Here is a 21,465-nt window from a genome sequence, read left to right on the forward strand (position 1 = left end):
CGGCTTCGCCGCCATGCAGGCCGAAGGCTTCGTCAACCTCGCCCTCCCCATGCCCCGCTTCCTGCGCCGCCGCAAAGCCACCCCACGCGCATGCGTCCACGGTCTCGCGGAAAGAGACGTCCGCGCGGCATGAGGCGGGCGCCCAGCCGGTGCGGGCCGCGACGTCGCGGCCCGTTGCTGGGCCTACGCTGAACGTATGAGCAAGCAGAGCGGACGCGGGCGCGTCGCGGGGCTTCCGGAGTGGGACCGCTGCGCGGTCATGGGAGTCGTGAACGTCACCCCCGATTCCTTCTCCGACGGCGGCCGCTGGTTCGACACGACGGCCGCCGTCAAGCACGGCCTCGAACTCGTCACCGAGGGCGCCGACCTCGTCGACGTCGGCGGCGAGTCCACGCGTCCGGGCGCCACCCGCGTCGACGAGGACGAGGAACTGCGACGCGTCGTCCCCGTGGTCCGCGGCCTGGCCTCCGAGGGCGTCGTCGTCTCCGTCGACACGATGCGCGCCTCCGTCGCCGAACAGGCCCTCGCCGCCGGCGCCGCCCTCGTCAACGACGTCAGCGGCGGCCTCGCCGACCCCGCGATGATCCCGGTCGTCGCACACACGGGCGCCCCCTTCGTCGTCATGCACTGGCGCGGCTTCCTGGAGGGCGGCAACGTCAAGGGCGTGTACGACGACGTCGTGGCCGAAGTCGTCGACGAGCTGCACGCACGCGTGGACGCTCTTCTGGACGGTGGTGTCTCCCCCGACCGGATCGTCGTCGACCCCGGCCTCGGCTTCTCCAAGGAGGCCGAGCACGACCTGGTCCTCCTCGCCCACCTCGACCGGCTGCGCGCCCTGGGCCACCCCCTGCTGGTGGCCGCGTCCCGCAAGCGGTTCCTCGGCCGCGTCCTCGCCGGCCCCGAGGGCGCGCCGCCGCCCGCTCGCGAGCGCGACGCCGCCACGGCCGCCGTCTCCGCGCTCGCCGCGCACGCCGGCGCCTGGGCGGTGCGCGTGCACGAGGTGCGCGCGACGGCGGACGCGGTGCGCGTGGCGCGCGCGGTGGAAGGAGCACGCCAGGGGGAAGAAGCCCGGTGAGCGCCCCTCACACCGATGTCGAGCAGGTGGAGGCCGCCAACACCGCCTTCTACGAGGCGCTGGAGCGGGGCGACTTCGAAGAGCTGTCCAGCCTCTGGCTCACCCCCGCCGACCTCGGCGTCGACGAGGAGTACCACGACCCGGCGGACGTGGGCGTGGTCTCCTGCGTGCACCCCGGCTGGCCCGTGCTCACCGGCCGCGGCGAGGTCCTCAGGTCGTACGCGCTGATCATGGCGAGCACCGACTACATCCAGTTCTTCCTCACCGACGTGCACGTCTCCGTCACCGGCGACACCGCCCTGGTGACCTGCACCGAGAACATCCTCAGCGGTGGCCCGCCGCCCGAGGGCGGCGAGGAGCTCGGCCCGCTCGTGGGCCAGCTGGTGGTCGCCACCAACGTGTTCCGTCGCACACCGGACGGCTGGAAGCTGTGGTCGCACCACGCCTCCCCGGTTCTGGCCGAAAACGACGAGTCCGAGGACGACGACACACCCGCCTGACGGGGTAGGTGCCCTACGGGGCCGCCCGGGAAGTGGTTGGAATCACGGGCCCTGGGGTAGAAGCGGCTACCAACCCGTGAGTCGCCGGATTCTCCAGGGGAAACACCCGATGAACCCTCGGTTGCGGGCCGCAGGCCCGCGCCCCCGCGGCCGGGCACTGTCAGTGTCCGCAGGTAGATTCGTTCGTGGCCGGTCCGTTCATGGCCGGGGTGCCGCCCCCCACGGTACGGACCGGCCGTCACCGACGATTGCAGGAGTGATTCGCGTGGATCGTGTCGCGCTGCGCGGCCTCAAGGCCCGCGGGCACCACGGTGTGTTCCCCAAGGAGCGCGAGGAGGGCCAGACCTTCATCGTGGACCTCGTCCTCGGCCTGGACACCCGTCCGGCCGCGGCCGACGACGACCTGGCGAAGACCGTGCACTACGGCATCGTGGCGGAGGAGGTCGTGGCCGTCGTGGCGGGCGAGCCCGTCAACCTCATCGAAACGCTCGCCGAGCGCATCGCCCAGGTCTGTCTGAAGCACGAGGGGGTCCGCGAGATCGAGGTCTGCGTCCACAAACCGGACGCGCCCATCACCGTCCCCTTCGACGACGTGACCGTCACCATCACCCGGAGCCGAGTATGACCGCGTCCTTCACCGAAGGTCACAGCGACCCGACCGTACAGCCGGTACCCGCCTCCGTCGTGCAGCAGGTGGACGCCGCCGACACGACCCTCTCCAACCCCAAACTCGCCGTGATCTCCCTCGGCTCGAACCTCGGCAACCGTCTGGAGACCCTCCAGGGGGCCGTCGACGCCCTCGAGGACACCCCGGGCGTGCGCATCAAGCACGTCTCCCCCGTGTACGAGACGGAGCCGTGGGGCGTCGAGCCCGGCAGCCAGCCGTCGTACTTCAACGCGGTGATCCTCCTGAAGACCACCCTGCCCCCGTCCTCCCTCCTGGAGCGGGCGCACGCCGTCGAGGAGGCCTTCCACCGGGTCCGCGACGAGCGCTGGGGAGCCCGCACCCTCGACGTCGACATCGTCGCCTACGCGGACGTGGTCTCCGACGACCCGCAGCTCACCCTCCCCCACCCGCGCGCCCACGAACGCGCCTTCGTCCTCGCCCCCTGGCACGACGTGGACCCCGGCGCCCAGCTGCCCGGCCGCGGCCCCGTCGCCGACCTCCTCGACACCGTCACCCGGGAGGGTGTGGCGCCGCGCAAGGACCTGGAACTCCGGCTGCCCGAGTAGTCGTTAAGGTCAAGACGGCAACCGTCCGGAAGACCCGGCGGAACGTGAAGGGACACCGTGAGAGAGCTGCGCATCCGGGTGCTGGTCGGCGTGTTCGTCGTCGCCGGAATCCTGTCCTGGGCGGGCGCCCGCCTCTGGAACTCCATCGGGACCCTCCCCAGCGTCCCCCTGGCCGCCCCGATCGTCCTCGCGGTGATCGCCGTGATCCTGCTGGCCACGGCCCTCTCCCTGCGTGCCCGCCTCAAGGCCCAGCGCGAACGCCGCCCCGAGGCCAAGGGCGTCGACCCCCTCATGGCGGCCCGCGCGGTCGTCTTCGGCCAGGCCAGCGCCCTGGTCGCCGCCCTCGTCGCCGGCATGTACGGCGGCACCGGCGTCTTCCTCCTGGAATCCCTCGACATCCCCGCCCGCCGCGACCAGGCCATCTACGCCGGCTTCTCCGTCGTCGCCGGCATCGGCGTCATAGCGGCCGGCATCTTCCTGGAACGCGTGTGCAGACTCCCGGAGGACGACGACCACAACACGGGGGCGGCGTCCGCGGTCTAGGACCTGTCCTACAGACAGGGACTAGCGGGCCATGATCAGGCTCATCGCTTCGTTACGGGTGGCTGAATCACGCAGCTGACCGCGCACCGCCGACGTGATGGTCTTGGCTCCCGGCTTGCGGACCCCCCGCATCGACATGCACATGTGCTCGCACTCGACGACGACGATCACGCCACGCGGTTCCAGGATCTGCATCAGCGAGTCGGCGATCTGCGTGGTGAGGCGTTCCTGCACCTGCGGCCGACGGGCGTAGACATCCACGAGCCGGGCCAGCTTCGACAGTCCCGTGATCTTGCCGTCGGTGGACGGGATGTACCCGACGTGGGCCACCCCGACGAACGGCACGAGATGGTGTTCACACGAACTGAGCACTTCGATGTCCTTCACGAGCACCATCTCGTCGTGGCCCAGGTCGAACGTCGTCGTCAGCACGTCCTCGGGCTTCTGCCACAACCCCGCGAATATCTCCCGATACGCCCGCGCCACCCGTGCCGGTGTCTCCTTGAGGCCCTCGCGGTCCGGGTCCTCGCCGACCGCGATCAGGAGCTCGCGGACGGCGTTCTCGGCGCGCTTTTCGTCGAACTCGCCGAGCGTTCCCTCGCCGTCCAGCGTCACGGGGTCGGTCATTGGTGCCTCGTTCCTGTGCGGGTCGCGCGTGTGGGCCACGCGCTTCATCTGCGGCTCTACGAACATGCCGCGCCCCCCAGGCTAGAACCTGGGGGGCGCGGCATTCATTCCGGGCCGAGCGTCAGCTCTCGGGGCGGTCCTCCGGGGCCGACTCCGTCACCGGGGTCGACTCCGTGGCGGTGGACTTGGCCGTGCTGATGGCCGGGCTCGCACCGTTGGCCCCGTTCGTCAGCGCGAGCTCCTTCGGGGAGAGCACCGGCGGGCGGGTGGACGGCGTGCGGCGCGAGGAACCGGTCCAGGCGGGCCGCGCAGGGCGCTTGACGATCTGGGAGAAGATCTCGGCGATCTCCTCCTTGCCGAGCGTCTCCTTCTCGAGCAGCGCCAGGACGAGGTTGTCGAGGACGTCGCGGTTCTCGACCAGGATCTCCCAGGCCTCGTTGTGCGCGTTCTCGATGAGCTTCTTGACCTCTTCGTCGACCAGCGCGGCGACCTCTTCCGAGTAGTCGCGCTGGTGAGCCATCTCACGTCCGAGGAAGGGCTCGGTGTTGTCGCCGCCGAACTTGATCGCGCCCAGACGCTCGGTCATGCCGTACTGCGTGACCATCGCGCGGGCCGTGGCCGTGGCCTTCTCGATGTCGTTCGCCGCGCCCGTGGTCGGGTCGTGGAAAACGAGTTCCTCCGCCGCTCGGCCGCCCAGCATGTAGGCCAGCTGGTCCAGCATCTCGTTGCGAGTGGTGGAGTACTTGTCCTCGTCGGGGAGGACCATCGTGTAGCCGAGGGCGCGGCCTCTCGACAGGATCGTGATCTTGTGGACCGGGTCGGAGTTGGGAGAGGCCGCCGCGACCAGGGCGTGACCGCCCTCGTGGTACGCGGTGATCTTCTTTTCCTTGTCCGACATGATCCGGGTCCGCTTCTGCGGACCGGCGACCACGCGGTCGATCGCCTCGTCGAGCATGTGGTTGTCGATGAGCTTCTTGTCGCTGCGGGCCGTGAGCAGCGCGGCCTCGTTGAGGACGTTGCTCAGGTCGGCACCGGTGAAGCCCGGCGTACGGCGGGCGACGGCCGTGAGGTCGACGTCCGGCGCGACCGGCTTGCCCTTCTGGTGGACCTTGAGGATCTCCAGACGGCCCTGCAGGTCCGGCGGGTCGACCGCGATCTGGCGGTCGAATCGGCCGGGACGCAGCAGCGCCGGGTCGAGGATGTCCGGTCGGTTCGTCGCGGCGATGAGGATCACACCGCCCTTGACGTCGAAGCCGTCCATCTCGACGAGCAGCTGGTTCAGCGTCTGCTCGCGCTCGTCGTGACCGCCGCCGAGGCCGGCGCCGCGGTGGCGGCCGACCGCGTCGATCTCGTCGACGAAGACGATCGCCGGGGCGTTCGCCTTGGCCTGCTCGAACAGGTCGCGGACCCGGGAGGCACCGACACCGACGAACATCTCGACGAAGTCGGAACCGGAGATCGAGTAGAAGGGCACTCCGGCCTCGCCGGCGACGGCACGCGCGAGCAGCGTCTTGCCGGTACCGGGACGGCCGTACAGGAGTACGCCCTTGGGGATCTTGGCGCCGACGGCCTGGAACTTCGCCGGCTCCTGGAGGAACTCCTTGATCTCCTGGAGCTCCTCGACGGCCTCGTCACAGCCCGCGACGTCGGAGAACGTCGTCTTCGGGGTGTCCTTGGTGATGAGCTTCGCCTTGGACTTGCCGAAGTTCATGACCCGGGAGCCGCCGCCCTGCATCTGATTCATCAGGAACAGGAACACGACGACGATGAGGACGAAGGGAAGCAGGGAGAGCAGGATCCCCACGAACGGGTTCTGCTTGGACGGCGAAACGGTGTAGCCGTCCGGAATCTGCTTGTCCTGGTACTTGGTCTGCAGCGTGTTGGCAATGGTCACGCCCTGGTCGCCGATGTAGCTCGCCTGGACCTTCGAGCTGCCCTTGACCTTTTCGCCGTCCTTGAGCTGGATCTTGATGATCTGCTCGTCGCCTGTGGTCAGCTTGGCCGACTCGACCTTGTTGTCATTGATCGCCTGGACGACCTGGCCGGTGTCCACCGTCTTGTAGCCGCCGGACGAGCCGACGACCTGCATCAACACGACCACGGCAAGGACGGCCAGCACGATCCACATGACCGGCCCACGGAAGTATCGCTTCACGTCCATCCATACGGAGCGGTGCCGCCCCGTCCCTCCTGCCATAGTGAGTTTGATAAGACAGTTCTTCTGACGGTACCCCAGCATTGTCGCCCGAAGCCGCACAGGATTGCTGCGTTCCCGTCTCTGCATGCTCCAACGGCGCGAAACCCGCTGGGGTTCCCGATCGTCTTACGGAGTCGGCCTCAGCCGCCGTAGACGTGGGGCGCGAGCGTACCCACGAACGGGAGATTGCGGTACTTCTCGGCGTAGTCCAGACCGTAGCCGACGACGAACTCGTTCGGGATGTCGAAGCCGACCCACTCGACGTCGATGGCGACCTTGGCGGCGTCGGGCTTGCGCAGCAGCGTGCACACCTTGAGGGAGGCGGGCTCGCGCGAGCCGAGGTTGGAGAGCAGCCACGACAGGGTCAGGCCCGAGTCGATGATGTCCTCGACGATGAGGACGTGCTTGCCCTTGATGTCGGTGTCGAGGTCCTTGAGGATCCGCACGACGCCGGAGGACTGGGTGCCCGCGCCGTAGGAGGACACGGCCATCCAGTCCATGGTGACTGGGGTGGACAGCGCCCGGGCGAGGTCCGCCATGACCATCACCGCGCCCTTGAGGACGCCGACGATCAGCAGATCCTTGCCCGCGTACTCCGCGTCGATCTTCGCGGCCAGCTCCGCCAGCTTCGCGTCGATCTCTTCCTTGGTGATGAGCACCTGCTTGAGGTCGGCACCCATGTCTTTCGCGTCCACCCGCATCACTTTCGGTCGTCCCACCGGCCGCCCGGGCTCCGCGGCCCACGTCTGCGGGCCGGTGGGAGGTCCGGTTTCAGCCTTGCCGAATGACCAGTCTGCCACCCTGCCGCTGTGCGACGACCTTGCCGGGGAGATTGATGGCTCCCTGACCGCGCCAGCCGGTGATCAGCCGGTCGACTTCCTCGATGTGCCGGGCGAACAGGGATCCGGCCGGGGCGCCCGCCTCGATGGCGGCGCGGCGCAGGATGCGGCGGCGCACGGCGGGCGGCAGGGCGTACAGCTTGGCGCACTCCAGGAGGCCTGCCGCGTCCCGTACGGAGGCCTCGGCCTGGCGGGCCCAGGAGTCGAGGGCGTCGGCGTCGTCGCGGGAGAGCTGGGCCGTACGGGCGAGGGCTTCGACGACGCCCTTGCCGAGCGCCTTCTCCAGGGCGGGCAGTCCCTCGTGGCGCAGCCGGGACCGGGTGTACGCCGGGTCGGCGTTGTGGGGGTCGTCCCAGACGGGCAGGGACTGGACCATGCAGGCCTTGCGGGCGGTCTGCCGGTCGAGGTGGAGGAAGGGGCGCCGGTAGCGGCCGCCGGCCCCGGTGACCGCGGCCATCCCGGACAGGGAGCGGATGCCGGACCCGCGGGCGAGTCCGAGCAGGACGGTCTCGGCCTGGTCGTCGCGGGTGTGGCCGAGCAGGATCGCGGCGGCGCCATGGCGTTCGGCGGCGGCGTCGAGGGCGGCGTAGCGGGCGTCCCGGGCGGCGGCCTCGGGGCCGCCGCCGCGGCCGACGGTCACGGCGGCGGACTCGACCGGGCCGAGGCCGAGTTCGCGCAGGCGCAGGACGACTTCCGAGGCGCGCAGGTCGGAGCCGTCCTGGAGGCCGTGGTCGATGGTGACGCCGCCCGCGCGGATGCCGAGCCTCGGGGCTTCGAAGGCGAGGGCGGAGGCGAGCGCCATGGAGTCGGCGCCGCCGGAGCAGGCCACGAGCACGAGCGGCGACGGGGGGCGCTCGTGGGGGGTCGCTTCGTGGGTGTGCTCGGTGAGGAGGTCGTGGAGGACGCGGCGGACCGCCAGGCGTATCGCCGCGACCGCAGGATGGGGACCCATGTCCGGTATCCCTTCATGAAGTTTTCGGGGGGTGAGCCCGAGGTCCGGTCACTCAGAGTGTGTAGATGGTGACAGAAACGGGCGGTTCCCCGAGCATTGCACGCCTACGCGGGGCTCACGGTCCCTCGGACGGGTGATTGCGGGGGCGTTCGCCTGCCGTCGGCCGTATGAGGTTCACGACCTCTCCACGCCTTTTCACGACTCGGCCCGGCGGTGCACCCGCGCGACCCAGTCCGCCGGTTTGGCGATCTCCGCCTTGGTCGGGAGCGTGTTCGGGGAGGTCCACACACGGTTGAAGCCGTCCATGCCGACCTGGTCGACGACGGCCCGCACGAAGCGTTCGCCGTCGCGGTACTGCCGGAGCTTGGCGTCCAGGCCCAGCAGCTTGCGCAGGGCGAGGTCCAGGCGGGAGGCGCCCTTCGCGCGGCGCTGCTGGAACTTCTCGCGGATCTCCGCGACGGTCGGTACGACCTGGGGGCCGACCCCGTCCATCACGAAGTCGGCGTGGCCCTCCAGCAGGGACATGACGGCGGTGAGGCGACCGAGGATCTCGCGCTGGGCGGGCGTCTGCACCAGTTCCACGAACGAGTGACCGCCGTCGTCCTCCTCGGCCTCGGGGCGCCCCCCGGCGAGGGACTGGGCGGCCTCCCGGATGCGCTCCAGGACGGTCATGGGGTCGACGTCCGTCTCCCCCAGGAACGACTGGATCTCACCCTCCAGATGGTCACGCAGCCAGGGCACCGCGGTGAACTGCGTGCGGTGCGTCTCCTCGTGCAGGCACACCCACAGGCGGAAGTCGTGCGGGTCCACGTCGAGTTCGCGCTCCACGTGGACGACGTTCGGCGCGACGAGCAGCAGTCGGCCGCCGCCGCCCTCGCCGGCCGGCAGCTCGCGCGTGGGCGGGGCGAAGGTCTCGTACTGGCCGAGGACGCGGGAGGCGAGGAAGGACAGCAGCATGCCGAGTTCCACGCCGGTGACCTTGCCGCCGACGGTGCCGAGGAGGGCGCCGCCCGGGCTGTTGCCGCGTCGCTCCTCCATCTTCTCCAGCAGGGGGCGGAGGATCTCCCGGAACCCGGCGACGTTCGCCCTGACCCAGCCGGGGCGGTCGACGACGAGGACAGGGGTGTCGTGGGTCTCCTCGGTGCCCATTCGGGTGAAGCCGCGGACGTGTTGCTCGGAGGCCTTGGCGTGGCGGCGCAGTTCCGCGACGACGGCGCGGGCCTCGTCGCGGCTCACCTCGGGGCCCGGCCTCACGAGCCGGGTCGCGGTCGCCACCGCGAGATTCCAGTCGACCATCCCGGAAGATGCGGCACCACCGATGCTCGTCATGCGTCAACCGTACGTGAGCGCTGCCGCTGGGGGCAGGGCGCGGAGCTTGGCGGGGGTGAGCGTTCGCGCCCACGGCCGGGACGGGACGGACTACTTGCAGCCGCACGCCGCCAGTGCCGTTGCCGCGTGGTCCAGCGCCGACTGCGCCGCTGTCGGGCTGGTCGTGTTCGAGGCCAGGAAGGCGAAGGCCAGGAGGCGGCCGTCCTGGGTGACGACTGTTCCCGCGAGGGCGTTGACGCCCGTGAGGGTGCCGGTCTTGGCGCGTACGACGCCTGCCGCGCCGTCCGTGTAGCGGGTGGACAGCGTGCCGGTGAAGCCGGCCACGGGGAGGCCGGTGAGGGCGGTTCGGAGCTCGGGGTGGTGGGGGTCGGCGGCCTTGGCGAGGAGGGATGTCAGGAGGTCTGCGGTGATGCGGTCGGCGCGGTCGAGGCCGCTGCCGTCCTCGAAGGCGGTGCCGGACAGGGGCAGGCCGAGTTTCCTGAGCCGGGCGCCGATGGCCTTGCCGGCGCCGGCGAAGTCGGCGCGTTCTCCGGTGGCGAGGGCGGTCTGGCGGGCGAGGGCCTCGGCGATGTCGTTGTCGCTGTTGGTCAGCATGCGTTCGATGACGGTGGAGAGCGGGGGTGAGGAGACCGTGGCGAGGGTCTTCGCGCGGTTCGTCGCCTTGGAGGGGCCCGGGGACGTGGTCTTGATGCCGTGGTCCTGGAGGAACGCGGCGAAGGTGCGTGTCGCCGCCGCGGCCGGGTCGGCGACGCGGGGCGCCGGTCCGCTGGTCGAGTCGTTCGTGCGGGCCTCGTCGGCCATCAGGGCGGTGACGGGGGCGAGGTTGCGGTCGGCCCCGATGGGGTGGACCTCGGAACCGGCGTACAGGGTGGTGTCGTAGGAAAGCGTGACCTGCGTGACGCCGTGCTTCCGCAGGGCCGCGGCGGTCCGGTCCGCCAGGGTGCGCAGGCTCGCCCAGCCCTCGGCGTCCTGGCGGGCCGTCAGCGTGGGGTCGCCGCCGCCGACCAGGACGAGTTCCCCGGTGTCGGGCTCCAGGGCCGTGCGGGTGGTGAGGCGGTGGTCGGCGCCCATCGCGGAGAGGGCCGCGACAGCCGTGGCGATCTTCGTCGTGGAGGCGGGGGTGAGGGCGTCGTCGGCGCCGGCCCCGTACAGGCGCCTGCCGGTGGCCACGTCGACGACGGCGGCGGTGTGGCGGGTGCCGAGGGCTCCGGTGTCGAGGAGGGGGCCCAGGACGGCGCTGAGGGGCTTTCCGTTCGGTGCCGACTTCGCGAGGCTCGTGGAGCCGCCGAGGGCCGTGAGGACGGACCTCGCGCTGGGGGCGGGCCTCGGGGCTCCGGCGACGGATTCGGAACTGCCGGAGGTGCGACCGTGATCTGCGCCACCCGTGTGCCCCAGGGCGGCGGCCCGGTCCCGCTCGGCCGTACGCTGACCCGAGGCGTCCCAGGGACCGGCCGCGGTCACCACTCCGGCGGCCAGCGCCAGTCCGGCGGTGGCGGCACCCGCGGAGTACTGCCAGGTCCTGACGGTCTTCGGCAACGTGAGCCGCGCGAGCTGCGGTTTCGCGGCCCGCGTGAGCCGCGCGACCCGCGGCCCGGCGGCCGCGGCGGCCCGCGCGAGACGCGGTCGTACGGCGGTCGCGACCCGCACCACGTGCGGTCTCGCGGCCCGCCAAGGCCTCAGCTCTGGCACGAACACCAGCCCCTTTCGCGATCACACACCTGCGTGAGGGACACTTAACCACCAGAACTATGTGTTGATCATGGAGGAGCCACCGGTGGAGTTCGACGTCACGATCGAGATCCCGAAGGGTTCGCGGAACAAGTACGAGGTGGACCACGAGACCGGTCGGATCCGCCTGGACCGTCGCCTCTTCACCTCGACCGCCTACCCGACCGACTACGGCTTCGTCGAGAACACCCTCGGCGAGGACGGCGACCCGCTCGACGCGCTGGTCATCCTGGACGAGCCGACCTTCCCCGGCTGTCTCATCAAGTGCCGCGCGATCGGCATGTTCCGGATGACCGACGAGGCCGGCGGCGACGACAAGCTGCTGTGCGTCCCGGCGACGGACCCGCGTGTGGAGCACCTGCGTGACATCCACCACGTGTCCGAGTTCGACCGCCTGGAGATCCAGCACTTCTTCGAGGTCTACAAGGACCTGGAGCCCGGCAAGTCGGTCGAGGGCGCCGACTGGGTGGGCCGTACGGAGGCCGAGGCCGAGATCGAGCGGTCGTACAAGCGGTTCAAGGACCACGGCGGTCACTGAGCACCCGCAGCTCGTCGCACTGGAAACAGGCCGTACGCGTGCGCGTGCGGCCTGTTCGTGTGTCAGTGGGTAGACGTGCGCATACTGAGGCCTGCTGGACGTGTCGTACAGGGAGCGTTGCGGAGTGACGGAGACGGAGTACCGCAAGCCGCAGTCGGACGAGGCGAGGAGCACGTTCGACTCCGAGATCACATCGGAGTTCGCCCTTCCGGACGGGCTCGCCGTCCCCAGGGCCGGGGGTGAGCCCGAGACCACCTCCGAGTTCGCCCTGCCGGACGGGCTCGACGTACCGCAGGCGCCCGCCGTGGAGCCGGAGGGATCGGCGTTCAGTCCGCCGCGGACCTACAGCGCCCGGCACGCCCCTCCCGCGTTCACACCGCCGGGCGGCGTTCCCATCGTCAGCCTGACCAAGGACCTCCCCTGGCAGGACCGGATGCGCACGATGCTGCGCATGCCGGTGGCGGAGCGGCCGGCGCTCGAGCTGGTTCAGAAGCCGGAGGAGGTCGGTCCCGCCGTCCCGCGCGTGCTCGACCTGACCCTGCGTATCGGCGAGCTGCTGCTGGCGGGCGGGGAGAACGCGGAGGACGTGGAGGCGGCGATGTTCGCCGTCTGCCGGTCGTACGGCCTGGACCGCTGCGAGCCGAACGTCACCTTCACGCTGCTGTCGATCTCGTACCAGCCGTCCCTGGTGGAGGACCCGGTGACGGCGTCGCGGACCGTGCGCCGGCGCGGGACCGACTACACACGCCTCGCCGCGGTCTACCAGCTCGTCGACGACCTGAGCGACACGGAGACCCACCTCTCCCTGGAGGAGGCCTACCGGCGGCTCGCGGAGATCCGCCGCAACCGGCACCCGTATCCCGGCTGGGCGCTGACCATGGCGAGCGGGCTGCTCGCGGGCTCGGCCTCCGTGCTCGTCGGCGGTGACCTGATCGTGTTCGTGGCCGCGGCGCTGGGCGCGATGCTCGGCGACCGGCTGGCGTGGCTGTGTGCCGGGCGCGGACTGCCGGAGTTCTACCAGTTCACGGTCGCCGCGATGCCGCCGGCCGCGATCGGGGTCGCGCTGACCGTGGCGCACGTCGACGTGAAGGCGTCCGCGGTCATCACCGGTGGGCTCTTCGCGCTGCTGCCCGGGCGGGCGCTGGTCGCGGGCGTGCAGGACGGTCTGACCGGCTTCTACATCACCGCCTCCGCACGGCTGCTGGAGGTCCTGTACTTCTTCGTGGGCATCGTCGTCGGGGTGCTCGTGGTGCTGTACTTCGGCGTGCAGCTGGGCGCCAAGCTCAACCCGGACGCGGCGCTGCACATCCCCGAGCAGCCGTACTGGCAGCTCGGCGCGTCGATGCTGCTGTCGCTGACCTTCGCGGTGCTGTTGCAGCAGGAACGATCCACCGTGCTGGCGGTGACCCTCAACGGGGGTGTCGCCTGGGCGGTTTACGGGGCGATGTACTACGCGGGCGATCTGTCGCCGGTCGCCTCCACGGCCGTCGCGGCGGGCCTGGTCGGGCTGTTCGGGCAGTTGCTGGCGCGGTACCGGTTCGCGTCCGCCCTGCCGTACACGACGGCGGCGATCGGGCCGCTGCTGCCCGGTTCGGCGACGTACTTCGGCTTGCTGTCGATCGCTCAGAACCAGGTCGACGAGGGGTTGGTGTCGCTGTCGAAGGCGGCGGCGCTGGCGATGGCGATCGCCATCGGGGTGAACCTGGGGTCGGAGATCTCTCGGTTGTTCCTGCGGATCGGGTCTACGGAGAAGCGGCGGGCCGCGAAGCGGACGCGAGGGTTCTAACGCCGGGCGCCCAGCGCCCCTGAAGGGGCGCGGGGCGTTGACTCAGTAGCCCCGGTTGTCGTACGGGTACTGCTGCTGGCCCTGGTGGCCCTGCTGGCCGCCGTAGGGCTGTTGGGGGTAGTTCTGGGGGTACTGCTGGGCGTACGGCTGCTGTTGCTGGGGCTGCTGGCCGTAGTACTCGTCGTACTGGCCGTACTGGCCCTGCTGGCCCTGCTGGCCGTACTGGGCGTTGCCCTGGTTGTCGCCGTAGTGCTGCTGGTCCTCGTGGGCCGGGGGGATGCGGCGGAGCTGGGTCGTGGCGTCGTCCATGGCCTGGGGGCGGGACGGGGTGGCGGGGGCCTCGGCGGCGGCCTTCTTCTTCTTGGAGCGCTCGCGCAGGTACTCGATGGCGATCGGCACCACGGAGACCACGACGATCAGGACGAGGATCGCCTCGACGTTCTTCCGGATGAGCTCGATCTGGCCGAGCCAGTAGCCCGCAAGGGTGACGCCGGTGCCCCAGGCGACGCCACCGATGACGTTGTAGACGAGGAAGGTGCGGTACTTCATGCGGCCGGCGCCCGCCACGATGGGGGCGAAGGTGCGCACGATGGGGACGAAGCGGGCCAGCACGATGGCCTTGGGGCCGAACCGCTCCATGAACTCGTGGGCCTTGTCCAGGTTCTCCTGCTTGAAGAGCTTGGAGTTGGGACGGCTGAAGAGCCTGGGGCCGAAGAACTTGCCGATCATGTAGCCCACTTGGTCGCCGAGGACGGCGGCGAACACGATCAGCGCGCACACCAGCCACAACGGCTGGCTGATGTACTGCCCCTGGGCCACGAAGAGGCCCGCCGTGAACAGCAGGGAGTCGCCGGGCAGGAACGCGAAGAGCCCGGACTCGGCGAAGACGATCAGCAGGATGCCGGGCAGGCTGAAGGTCGAGATCAGATAGTCCGGACTGATCCACTCGGGGCCGAGCGCAAGCGTGGTCACGGGGTTGTGGCTCCTGCTGTGGGGGTGCGGGCTGGGGCTGGCTGCCCAAACGTATCAACGCAGCCGTCGGGGCCCAGGTTCCAAGGGGCTCCCCAGGATGCACTGTGCGGTTCCTGGGGCAAAGCTGTGAACCATGGGCATCGAAGAATACGGCGGCGGCCAGGGCCCTCAGCCCGACGTGCTCGTCGTCACCACGAACGACGTACCCGGCCACCGCGTTCAGGAGGTCCTCGGCGAGGTCTTCGGACTGACCGTGCGCTCACGGCACCTCGGCAGCCAGATCGGTGCCGGTCTGAAGTCGATGATCGGCGGTGAGCTCAAGGGGCTCACCAAGACGCTCGTCGAGACCCGCAACCAGGCCATGTTCCGGCTCATCGAGCAGGCACGCGCGCGTGGCGCCAACGCCGTGCTGGCGTTCCGCTTCGACGTGACGGAGGCGGCGGACGTCGGCACGGAGGTGTGCGCGTACGGCACGGCGGTGGTCGTGACCCGGGAATAGCCCACTCCCGGGTCACGACCGCTCAGGCGCCGTGCCGGGCGGCGTTCGCCATGATCGCTTCTTTCAGGTGCTCGGCGAGACCTTGCCGCATGGAGTCGTAGTACGCCTTGAAACGCTCGTCGGCGACGTACATCTCCCCGAAGCACCGGTGCATCTCGTAGGGGCACTCGAAGTACCACGCGCCGATGTGCCGGCGGTGTTCCTCGGCCAGGTCCATGGCGTGCTCGCCGGTCGCCGGTTCGCCGGCGGTCATCAGGGCGACGTAGCGCTGCTCCCAGTCCTCGACCTCGGCCTTGATCCGCGTCCAGTCCTCCTTGGTGTAGGTGGCGGCGCGGCGCTGCGACTCGGCGTACACCTCGGTGCCGCCCCAGCGTGCCTCCGCCTCCTCGGCGTACTGCTCGGGGTCCTTGTCCCCGAAGACCTCGAAACGCTCCTCGGGTGTGAGGTTGATGCCCATGCTGCGTGCCTCCATGGCCTGCTCCACGGCCGCCGCCATCTTCTGCAGCCTCTCGATCCGGGCGGTCAGCAGGTCGTGCTGCCGGCGCAGGTGCTCCCGCGGGTCCGTGTCCGGATCGTCGAGCAGGGCGGCGACCTCGTCGAGGGGGAAGCCGAGCTCCCGGTAGAACAGGATCTGCTGCAGCCGGTCGAGGTCGGCGTCGCTGTAGCGCCGGTGGCCCGCGTGGCTGCGCTCGCTCGGGACGAGCAGGCCGATGTCGTCGTAGTGGTGCAGCGTGCGCACCGTGACCCCGGCGAAACCGGCGACCTGTCCCACGGAGTAGCTCACTTCCGCTCCTTTCTCGGTACGCGCTCCACGGTGGCGCCTCACGTGACGTGAGGTGCAAGCCGATGTCCTTGCGAATGTTGCACCCGGTTTCATCCTCTTTGTCCGCTTATCGTGAGCCCGTGGCTCAGGACATCGCGCGGCAGGCGCCCACCGCCCCGGCGACCCCGGCGCGCACCCTGCTGCCGTTGATCCTCCCCGCCCTCGCGGTGGGCGTGGCCGCGAGCCTGATCCTCGTCGGCGTGAGCGCGGGGGCCGAGGAGCTCCAGGACGTGCTCTGGGAGGATCTGCCGGACGCGCTGGGCGTCGGCCGGTACTCCGTGCTGTGGATGCTCGTGGTGCTCACCTCGACCGGCGTCCTGGTGGGCCTGGTGGTGTGGAAGGTGCCGGGACACGCCGGTCCGGACCCGGCCACCACCGGCCTGAACGCTCCCGTGCTCCCGCCCGCCGTGCTGCCGGGCCTGCTGCTGGCGACCGCGCTGATGCTGGCGGGCGGGCCGAGCCTCGGTCCGGAGAACCCGGTCATCGCCGTGAACGTGGGGCTCGCGTTCTGGGCGGGCCGCAGGTTGGTGCCGCGGGCGCCGGGAGAGCTGTGGGTGGCGCTCGCGGAGGCCGCGACGATCGGTGCGCTGTTCGGGACGCCGGTGGCGGCGGCGCTGGTCATCTCCGAGGCGCTGGTCGGGCGACCGGTGCGAGGGGCGCTGTGGGACAACGTCTTCGCGCCGCTCACCGCCGCGGCCGCCGGCGCCCTCACGGCCGACCTGCTCGCGCATCCCTCGTTCGACCTGCACCTGCCCGCCTTCGGCCGGCCGGGCTGGAGCGACCTGCCGGCGGCCCTCGTGGTGGCCTGCGTGGCCGCCCTGCTCGCCATGGGCGCCGTGCGCGCCTTCCCCTACGTCCACGGCGCCTTCGCGCGGCTGCGCCACCCGATGCTGGCGCTCCCGGCCGGTGGGCTCGTGCTGGGGCTGCTGGGGGCGCTGGGCGGCCATCTGACGCTCTTCAAGGGGCTGGACGAGGTCGCGGAGCTGGCGCGCGATCCCGAGGGCTGGTCGGCGGGGCAGTTCGCGACGATGACGGTGGTGAAGCTCGCGGCGCTGCTCGTCGCCGCGTCCTGCGGCTTCCGGGGCGGACGGATCTTCCCCTCCGTCTTCGTCGGTACCGCCCTCGGTCTGTGCGCGCACGCCCTCGTGCCCGCCGTGCAGCCCGCGCTGGGCGTGGCCTGCGGGGTGCTCGGCGTGCTCCTCGCGATCACCCGGCAGGGCTGGGTGAGCCTGTTCACGGCCGCCGTACTGGCCGACACACCCGCCATCGTCGCCCTGCTCTGCATCGCCTCGCTGCCGGCCTGGCTGCTGGTGACGGGGCGGCCGCAGATGCAGTTGCGCGACGACGGAACACCGGTCACCTGAAATTCCGACACCCCCGAGGAGAGACACCGTGGCCCTGCACGAAGGCATCCAGAAGTCCGACGAGCGCCCCCTGTCCGTCAACCCCTTCCACCTGGAGGCTAACCCGGTCGGCGACATGGTCGAGGCGCCGCCCAAACACCGGCTGCCCGACGGCCCGCTCCCGCCCTCGACGGCGTACCAGGTCGTGCACGACGAGCTGATGCTGGACGGCAACTCCCGGCTGAACCTGGCCACGTTCGTCACCACCTGGATGGAGCCCCAGGCCGGGATCCTCATGGCCGAGTGCCGCGACAAGAACATGATCGACAAGGACGAGTACCCGCGCACGGCCGAACTGGAGCGGCGCTGTGTGGCGATGCTCGCCGACCTCTGGCACGCGCCCGACCCCTCGGCCGCCGTGGGCTGTTCGACGACCGGGTCGAGCGAGGCGTGCATGCTCGCCGGGATGGCACTGAAGCGGCGCTGGGCGAAGAGGAACGCCGACCGCTACCCGGGGGCGCGCCCGAACCTCGTCATGGGCGTCAACGTCCAGGTCTGCTGGGAGAAGTTCTGCACCTTCTGGGAGGTGGAGGCCCGGCTGGTGCCCATGGAGGGCGACCGGTTCCACCTCGACCCGCAGGCCGCCGCCGAGTTGTGCGACGAGAACACCATCGGGGTCGTCGGCGTCCTCGGCTCCACCTTCGACGGGTCGTACGAGCCGGTCGCGGACCTCTGTGCGGCCCTCGACGTCCTCCAGGAGCGGACCGGGCTCGACATCCCGGTGCATGTCGACGGCGCGTCCGGCGCGATGGTCGCGCCCTTCCTGGACGAGGACCTGGTGTGGGACTTCCGCCTCCCGCGGGTGGCCTCCATCAACACCTCGGGGCACAAGTACGGGCTGGTCTACCCCGGGGTCGGCTGGGCGCTGTGGCGTGACGGGGACGCCCTGCCCGAGGAACTCGTCTTCCGCGTCAACTACCTGGGCGGTGACATGCCGACCTTCGCGCTGAACTTCTCCCGGCCGGGCGCGCAGGTCGTCGCGCAGTACTACACGTTCCTGCGGCTGGGCCGCGAGGGCTACCGGGCCGTGCAGCAGTCGACGCGGGACGTGGCCCGGAGCGTCGCCGAGCGCGTGGAGGCACTCGGCGACTTCCGGCTCCTGACCCGGGGCGACCAGCTGCCCGTGTTCGCCTTCACGACCGCGGACGACGTGACGGCGTACGACGTCTTCGACGTGTCCCGGCGGCTGCGCGAGAAGGGCTGGCTGGTGCCCGCGTACACCTTCCCGCCGAACCGCGAGGACCTGTCCGTGCTGCGGGTGGTGTGCCGCAACGGCTTCTCGGCCGACCTCGCCGACCTGTTCATGGACGACTTGACCGGACTGGTGCCGGAGCTGCGCCGGCAGCCGCATCCGCTGACGCGGGACAAGGACGCGGCGACGGGGTTCCATCACTGACCCGCGTCATGTCCCGAGGCGCGCGAACCTCCGCACCGCCAGCGGGAAGAACACCGCGAGCAGCGCCAACGGCCATACGACCGCCGCCCACAGGTGCCCCGGCTCTCCGCCGGGGCTGCCCAGGAGGTCGCGTACGGCCGTCGCGGTCTGGGACATCGGGTTCCACTCGACGACGGTGCCCAGCCAGGCGGGCATGGACTCGGGGGCGGCGAGGGCGTTGGACAGGAAGCCGACCGGCCAGACGAGGATCTGGACGGCCTGCACCAGCTCCGGCTTCCCCGCCACCAGACCCAGGTGGATGCCGATCCACAGCATCGCGAACCGGAACAGCAGCAGGAGGCCGACGGCACCGAGCAGGCCACCGAGCCCGGCGTGGGTGCGCCAGCCGAGGCCGAAGGCGACGCCGATCAGCAGGACCAGTCCCAGGAGTGACTGGAGCATGTCGGCGGCCGCGCGGCCCACCAGGACCGCGCCGTCGGCCATGGGCATCGAGCGGAAGCGGTCGATGACGCCCTTGTTGAGGTCCTGGGTGACGGCAAGCATCGTGCTCTCCAGACCGAAGGCCATGGTGAGCGCAAGCATGCCGGGCAGGAGGTAGTCGAGGTAGTCGCCGGTGACGCCCCGGCCGCCGCCGATCAGGTAGGCGAACATCAGCAGCAGCATCACGGAGAAGACCAGGCCGACGACCACCCGGACGGGCTGGCGTGCCCAGTGGGCGAGTTCGCGGCGGGTCATGGTCCAGGAGTCGGTCAGGGCGTACGTGCTCACGCTGTCTCCTTCACTCGGTGGTCCCCTCGGTGGTCTTCGCCGGTGAGGTGCAGGAACACCTCGTCCAGCGTCGGGCGGCGCAGGGCGATGTCCTCCGCCTCGATGCCGGCCTCCTCCAGGGCGCGTACGACGCCGGTGAGCGCGGCCATGCGGTCGGTGACGCGGGCGCTGAGCAGCCGGCGGTCGGTGTCCACCGAGACGTCCGACGCCGGGAGCGGCAGCAGGGCGACGGCCGCGCCCAGGTGGCCCGGGTCGCGCAGGACGACGTCGATGCGGTCCCCGCCGGTCAGCGCCTTGAGCTCGTCCGCCGTGCCGTCGGCGACGACCCGGCCGTGGTCGACGACCGAGATGCGGTCGGCGAGTTGGTCGGCCTCCTCCAGGTACTGCGTGGTGAGCAGGACCGTGGTGCCGCCGCCGACCAGGGAGCGGACCGACTCCCACACCTCGGCGCGGCCGCGCGGGTCGAGGCCGGTCGTCGGCTCGTCCAGGAACAGCACCTCCGGCTCGGTGATCAGGGAGGCGGCGAGGTCGAGGCGGCGCCGCATGCCTCCGCTGTAGGAGCGCACCGGCTTGCGGCCGGTGTCGGACAGGCCGAAGCGCTCCAGGAGTTCGTCGGCGCGCACGCGCGCGTGGCGGGCGCCCAGGTGGTAGAGGCGGCCGAACAGCTCCAGGTTCTGGCGGCCGCCGAGTTCCTCGTCGAGTGCCGCGTGCTGGCCGAGCAGGCCGATGCGGAAGCGGACCTCGCGGGCCCTGGTCAGTACGTCGTGCCCGGCCACCTCGATCCGGCCGGCGTCGGGCCGCAGCAGGGTGGACAGGACGCGGACCAGGGTGGTCTTGCCCGCCCCGTTGGGGCCGAGCACTCCGTGCACCGTGCCGCGCGCGACCGCGAGGTCCAGCCCGTCCAGTGCGTGTGTGGTGCCGTACGTCTTGCGTGCGCCTTCGACGGTGATCGCCGTGTCGGTCACTTGCCCCACTCTCCTCCCCCATCCAAGCTAGTCAAGTTTGACTACCTTCTCAACGTAACCCCCTCACGGAGATTGGTCAAACTTGATTAGTGAGCGTCCTCGGGGTGCACTTCATCCGTCGCGTACGGATTGCGCTGGTCGTCCGCGAGGATGCCGACGAACTGCTCGCCCTCACCGGCGAAGGTGTAGGCCCCGCCCTCGATGCGCTCGATCAGCCCCTGGATCCACTCGGACTCGGTGTCGGCCGAGTGGATCCAGAGGTTCATGATCTCCCCGATGTGGCCGAGCTGCTCGGGGCCGTCCTCGGGGACGTAGTGCTGGGTGACGGCCGAGCGCCACTCACCGATCCGCCGGGTCCGCTCCTTCAGGAGGGCGACCGCCTCGCCGCGCGGCAGGTCGACGATGAAGCCGATGGCCGCCGACTTGACGTCCATCTTCTGGTCGTACGAGGTCAGCGCCTCGCGCAGCAGCGCGAAGTACTCCTCGGTGCCCTTGTCGGTGATCTCGTACTCGGTGCGCGGCGGACCGCCGGCCGGGGACGGGGCGGTCTCATGGGCGTGCAGCAGGCCCTGCTTCGCCATCTGCTTCAGGGCGTGGTAGATCGAGCCGGGCTTGGCGTTGGACCACTCGTGCGCGCCCCAGTACTCCAGGTCGTTGCGCACCTGGTAGCCATGGGCCCGCCCGTGCTGGCGCACCGCGCCCAGCACGAGGAGACGGATCGTTGACATGCGGTCCAGATTATGGCCTCAGCTTTTTTCGGCGAGGGCGACCAACTCGAACGCCGTCTTCCCGTCCAGCGCCTCCCGGATGATGTCGGCGTGGCCGGCGTGCCGGGCGGTCTCCCGGATCAGGTGCAGGAGCACCCAGCGCACGGAGACGGACTCCTCCGGGAACCAGGGAGCCTTCGGGAGCGGGAAGCTGTCGTCGAGGCTGGGTACGGAGCGGGCGAACGCCTCCGTCTCCGCCGCCACCTTCTCCCAGTAGTCCAGCTGCGACGCGAGCGTCTCGCCGTCGACCAGCGCGAAGCACTCGTGCCAGTTCGACGCCTCCCGGTGCACGGCCGGCTCCTCGCCCTTGGCGCGGGCCACCCAGCTCTGCTCGACCTCGGCGACGTGCTTGACCAGCCCGGCCAGGGAGAGCTCGCTGGCGCTGGGGCGCGAGGAGGCCTGCTCGTCCGTGAGGCCGAGCACCGACCGCCGGATGCCGCCGCGCTGCTCGGCAAGGAAGGACAGCAGCGCTCCGCGCTCGTCGCCCTGGGCCTCGGCTCGCACGTGAGTGACCATGACCGGCCG

22 protein-coding genes are annotated in these 21,465 nt (G+C 70.7%); 10 read left to right on the forward strand and 12 right to left on the reverse strand.

The genetic code is table 11. From position 1 onward, the window contains the following. The first annotated feature begins 196 nt into the window (after nt 1–196). The 5 genes from folP (at nt 197) to ACGFNV_RS22430 (ending at nt 3,351) form a co-directional block, all read left to right on the forward strand. Nucleotides 197–1,075, forward strand: coding sequence for a dihydropteroate synthase (gene folP / locus ACGFNV_RS22410; protein WP_393624739.1), 879 nt, complete (start codon nt 197–199; stop codon nt 1,073–1,075). Next, the gene (locus ACGFNV_RS22415; RefSeq protein WP_133928521.1) at nt 1,072–1,575 is read left to right on the forward strand and encodes a nuclear transport factor 2 family protein; all 504 of its coding nucleotides are present in this window, start codon (nt 1,072–1,074) and stop codon (nt 1,573–1,575) included. The genes folP and ACGFNV_RS22415 overlap by 4 nt, the downstream gene beginning before the upstream one ends. Nucleotides 1,576–1,840: 265 nt before the next feature. Continuing rightward, entirely contained in the window at nt 1,841–2,200 is a 360-nt protein-coding gene (folB, locus tag ACGFNV_RS22420) for a dihydroneopterin aldolase (RefSeq protein WP_393624740.1), read from the forward strand. Then, nucleotides 2,197–2,808: a 2-amino-4-hydroxy-6-hydroxymethyldihydropteridine diphosphokinase gene (gene folK, locus ACGFNV_RS22425; RefSeq protein ID WP_393624741.1), complete on the forward strand. Its 612-nt coding sequence runs from the start codon at nt 2,197–2,199 to the stop codon at nt 2,806–2,808. The genes folB and folK overlap by 4 nt, the downstream gene beginning before the upstream one ends. Before the next feature lie 57 nt (nt 2,809–2,865). Continuing rightward, nucleotides 2,866–3,351, forward strand: coding sequence for a DUF3180 domain-containing protein (locus ACGFNV_RS22430; RefSeq protein WP_393624742.1), 486 nt, complete (start codon nt 2,866–2,868; stop codon nt 3,349–3,351). A gap of 21 nt (nt 3,352–3,372) precedes the next feature. On the opposite strand, the gene folE is transcribed toward ACGFNV_RS22430, so the two are convergent. The 6 genes from folE to dacB all read right to left on the reverse strand — a co-directional run bounded on the left by folE (nt 3,373) and on the right by dacB (nt 10,990). Beyond that, nucleotides 3,373–3,978, reverse strand: a complete 606-nt coding sequence (folE, locus tag ACGFNV_RS22435; protein WP_133928517.1) for a GTP cyclohydrolase I FolE — start codon at nt 3,976–3,978, stop codon at nt 3,373–3,375. 121 nt (nt 3,979–4,099) lie between these two features. After that, entirely contained in the window at nt 4,100–6,139 is a 2,040-nt protein-coding gene (ftsH, locus tag ACGFNV_RS22440; RefSeq protein WP_393625175.1) for an ATP-dependent zinc metalloprotease FtsH, read from the reverse strand. 176 nt (nt 6,140–6,315) lie between these two features. After that, nucleotides 6,316–6,876, reverse strand: coding sequence for a hypoxanthine phosphoribosyltransferase (gene hpt / locus ACGFNV_RS22445; RefSeq protein WP_393625176.1), 561 nt, complete (start codon nt 6,874–6,876; stop codon nt 6,316–6,318). Nucleotides 6,877–6,946: 70 nt separating this feature from the next. Beyond that, nucleotides 6,947–7,966 (reverse strand): tRNA lysidine(34) synthetase TilS, encoded by a 1,020-nt coding sequence (gene tilS / locus ACGFNV_RS22450; RefSeq protein ID WP_393624743.1) that lies wholly within the window; start codon nt 7,964–7,966, stop codon nt 6,947–6,949. A 195-nt stretch (nt 7,967–8,161) separates the two neighbouring features. Then, on the reverse strand, nt 8,162–9,295 hold the full coding sequence (locus tag ACGFNV_RS22455) for a zinc-dependent metalloprotease (RefSeq protein WP_393624744.1): 1,134 nt from the start codon (nt 9,293–9,295) through the stop codon (nt 8,162–8,164). Nucleotides 9,296–9,385: 90 nt separating this feature from the next. Beyond that, nucleotides 9,386–10,990 (reverse strand): D-alanyl-D-alanine carboxypeptidase/D-alanyl-D-alanine-endopeptidase, encoded by a 1,605-nt coding sequence (gene dacB, locus ACGFNV_RS22460; RefSeq protein WP_393624745.1) that lies wholly within the window; start codon nt 10,988–10,990, stop codon nt 9,386–9,388. Between the two features lie 79 nt (nt 10,991–11,069). Here dacB and ACGFNV_RS22465 point away from each other — a divergent pair, with 79 nt between their 5' ends. After that, nucleotides 11,070–11,561: an inorganic diphosphatase gene (locus ACGFNV_RS22465; protein ID WP_133928512.1), complete on the forward strand. Its 492-nt coding sequence runs from the start codon at nt 11,070–11,072 to the stop codon at nt 11,559–11,561. A 124-nt stretch (nt 11,562–11,685) separates the two neighbouring features. Next, nucleotides 11,686–13,347, forward strand: coding sequence for a threonine/serine exporter ThrE family protein (locus tag ACGFNV_RS22470; RefSeq protein ID WP_393624746.1), 1,662 nt, complete (start codon nt 11,686–11,688; stop codon nt 13,345–13,347). Nucleotides 13,348–13,389: 42 nt separating this feature from the next. Here the strand turns inward: ACGFNV_RS22470 and ACGFNV_RS22475 are convergent, their stop codons facing one another. Continuing rightward, nucleotides 13,390–14,319: a DedA family protein gene (locus ACGFNV_RS22475; protein WP_393624747.1), complete on the reverse strand. Its 930-nt coding sequence runs from the start codon at nt 14,317–14,319 to the stop codon at nt 13,390–13,392. Nucleotides 14,320–14,452: 133 nt separating this feature from the next. Here ACGFNV_RS22475 and ACGFNV_RS22480 point away from each other — a divergent pair, with 133 nt between their 5' ends. Further along, entirely contained in the window at nt 14,453–14,818 is a 366-nt protein-coding gene (locus ACGFNV_RS22480; RefSeq protein WP_393624748.1) for a YbjQ family protein, read from the forward strand. Between the two features lie 22 nt (nt 14,819–14,840). On the opposite strand, the gene ACGFNV_RS22485 is transcribed toward ACGFNV_RS22480, so the two are convergent. After that, nucleotides 14,841–15,602 (reverse strand): MerR family transcriptional regulator, encoded by a 762-nt coding sequence (locus ACGFNV_RS22485; protein ID WP_393624749.1) that lies wholly within the window; start codon nt 15,600–15,602, stop codon nt 14,841–14,843. Nucleotides 15,603–15,721: 119 nt separating this feature from the next. Here ACGFNV_RS22485 and ACGFNV_RS22490 point away from each other — a divergent pair, with 119 nt between their 5' ends. Together ACGFNV_RS22490 and ACGFNV_RS22495 are read left to right on the forward strand one after the other, a co-directional pair. Further along, complete coding sequence (locus tag ACGFNV_RS22490) at nt 15,722–17,005, forward strand: ion channel protein (protein ID WP_393624750.1); 1,284 nt, start codon at nt 15,722–15,724, stop codon at nt 17,003–17,005. Nucleotides 17,006–17,033: 28 nt separating this feature from the next. Further along, entirely contained in the window at nt 17,034–18,440 is a 1,407-nt protein-coding gene (locus ACGFNV_RS22495; RefSeq protein WP_393624751.1) for a glutamate decarboxylase, read from the forward strand. Between the two features lie 6 nt (nt 18,441–18,446). On the opposite strand, the gene ACGFNV_RS22500 is transcribed toward ACGFNV_RS22495, so the two are convergent. The 4 genes from ACGFNV_RS22500 to ACGFNV_RS22515 all read right to left on the reverse strand — a co-directional run bounded on the left by ACGFNV_RS22500 (nt 18,447) and on the right by ACGFNV_RS22515 (nt 21,456). After that, on the reverse strand, nt 18,447–19,208 hold the full coding sequence (locus tag ACGFNV_RS22500; RefSeq protein WP_393624752.1) for an ABC transporter permease: 762 nt from the start codon (nt 19,206–19,208) through the stop codon (nt 18,447–18,449). Next, nucleotides 19,205–20,173: an ATP-binding cassette domain-containing protein gene (locus ACGFNV_RS22505; protein WP_393624753.1), complete on the reverse strand. Its 969-nt coding sequence runs from the start codon at nt 20,171–20,173 to the stop codon at nt 19,205–19,207. The genes ACGFNV_RS22500 and ACGFNV_RS22505 overlap by 4 nt, the downstream gene beginning before the upstream one ends. An 86-nt stretch (nt 20,174–20,259) precedes the next feature. After that, entirely contained in the window at nt 20,260–20,901 is a 642-nt protein-coding gene (locus ACGFNV_RS22510) for a PadR family transcriptional regulator (RefSeq protein ID WP_393624754.1), read from the reverse strand. A gap of 18 nt (nt 20,902–20,919) precedes the next feature. Continuing rightward, entirely contained in the window at nt 20,920–21,456 is a 537-nt protein-coding gene (locus tag ACGFNV_RS22515; RefSeq protein WP_393624755.1) for a DinB family protein, read from the reverse strand. Between the last annotated feature and the right edge of the window lie 9 nt (nt 21,457–21,465).

The organism is Streptomyces sp. NPDC048751, from assembly GCF_043198595.1.
GTDB lineage: Bacteria > Actinomycetota > Actinomycetes > Streptomycetales > Streptomycetaceae > Streptomyces.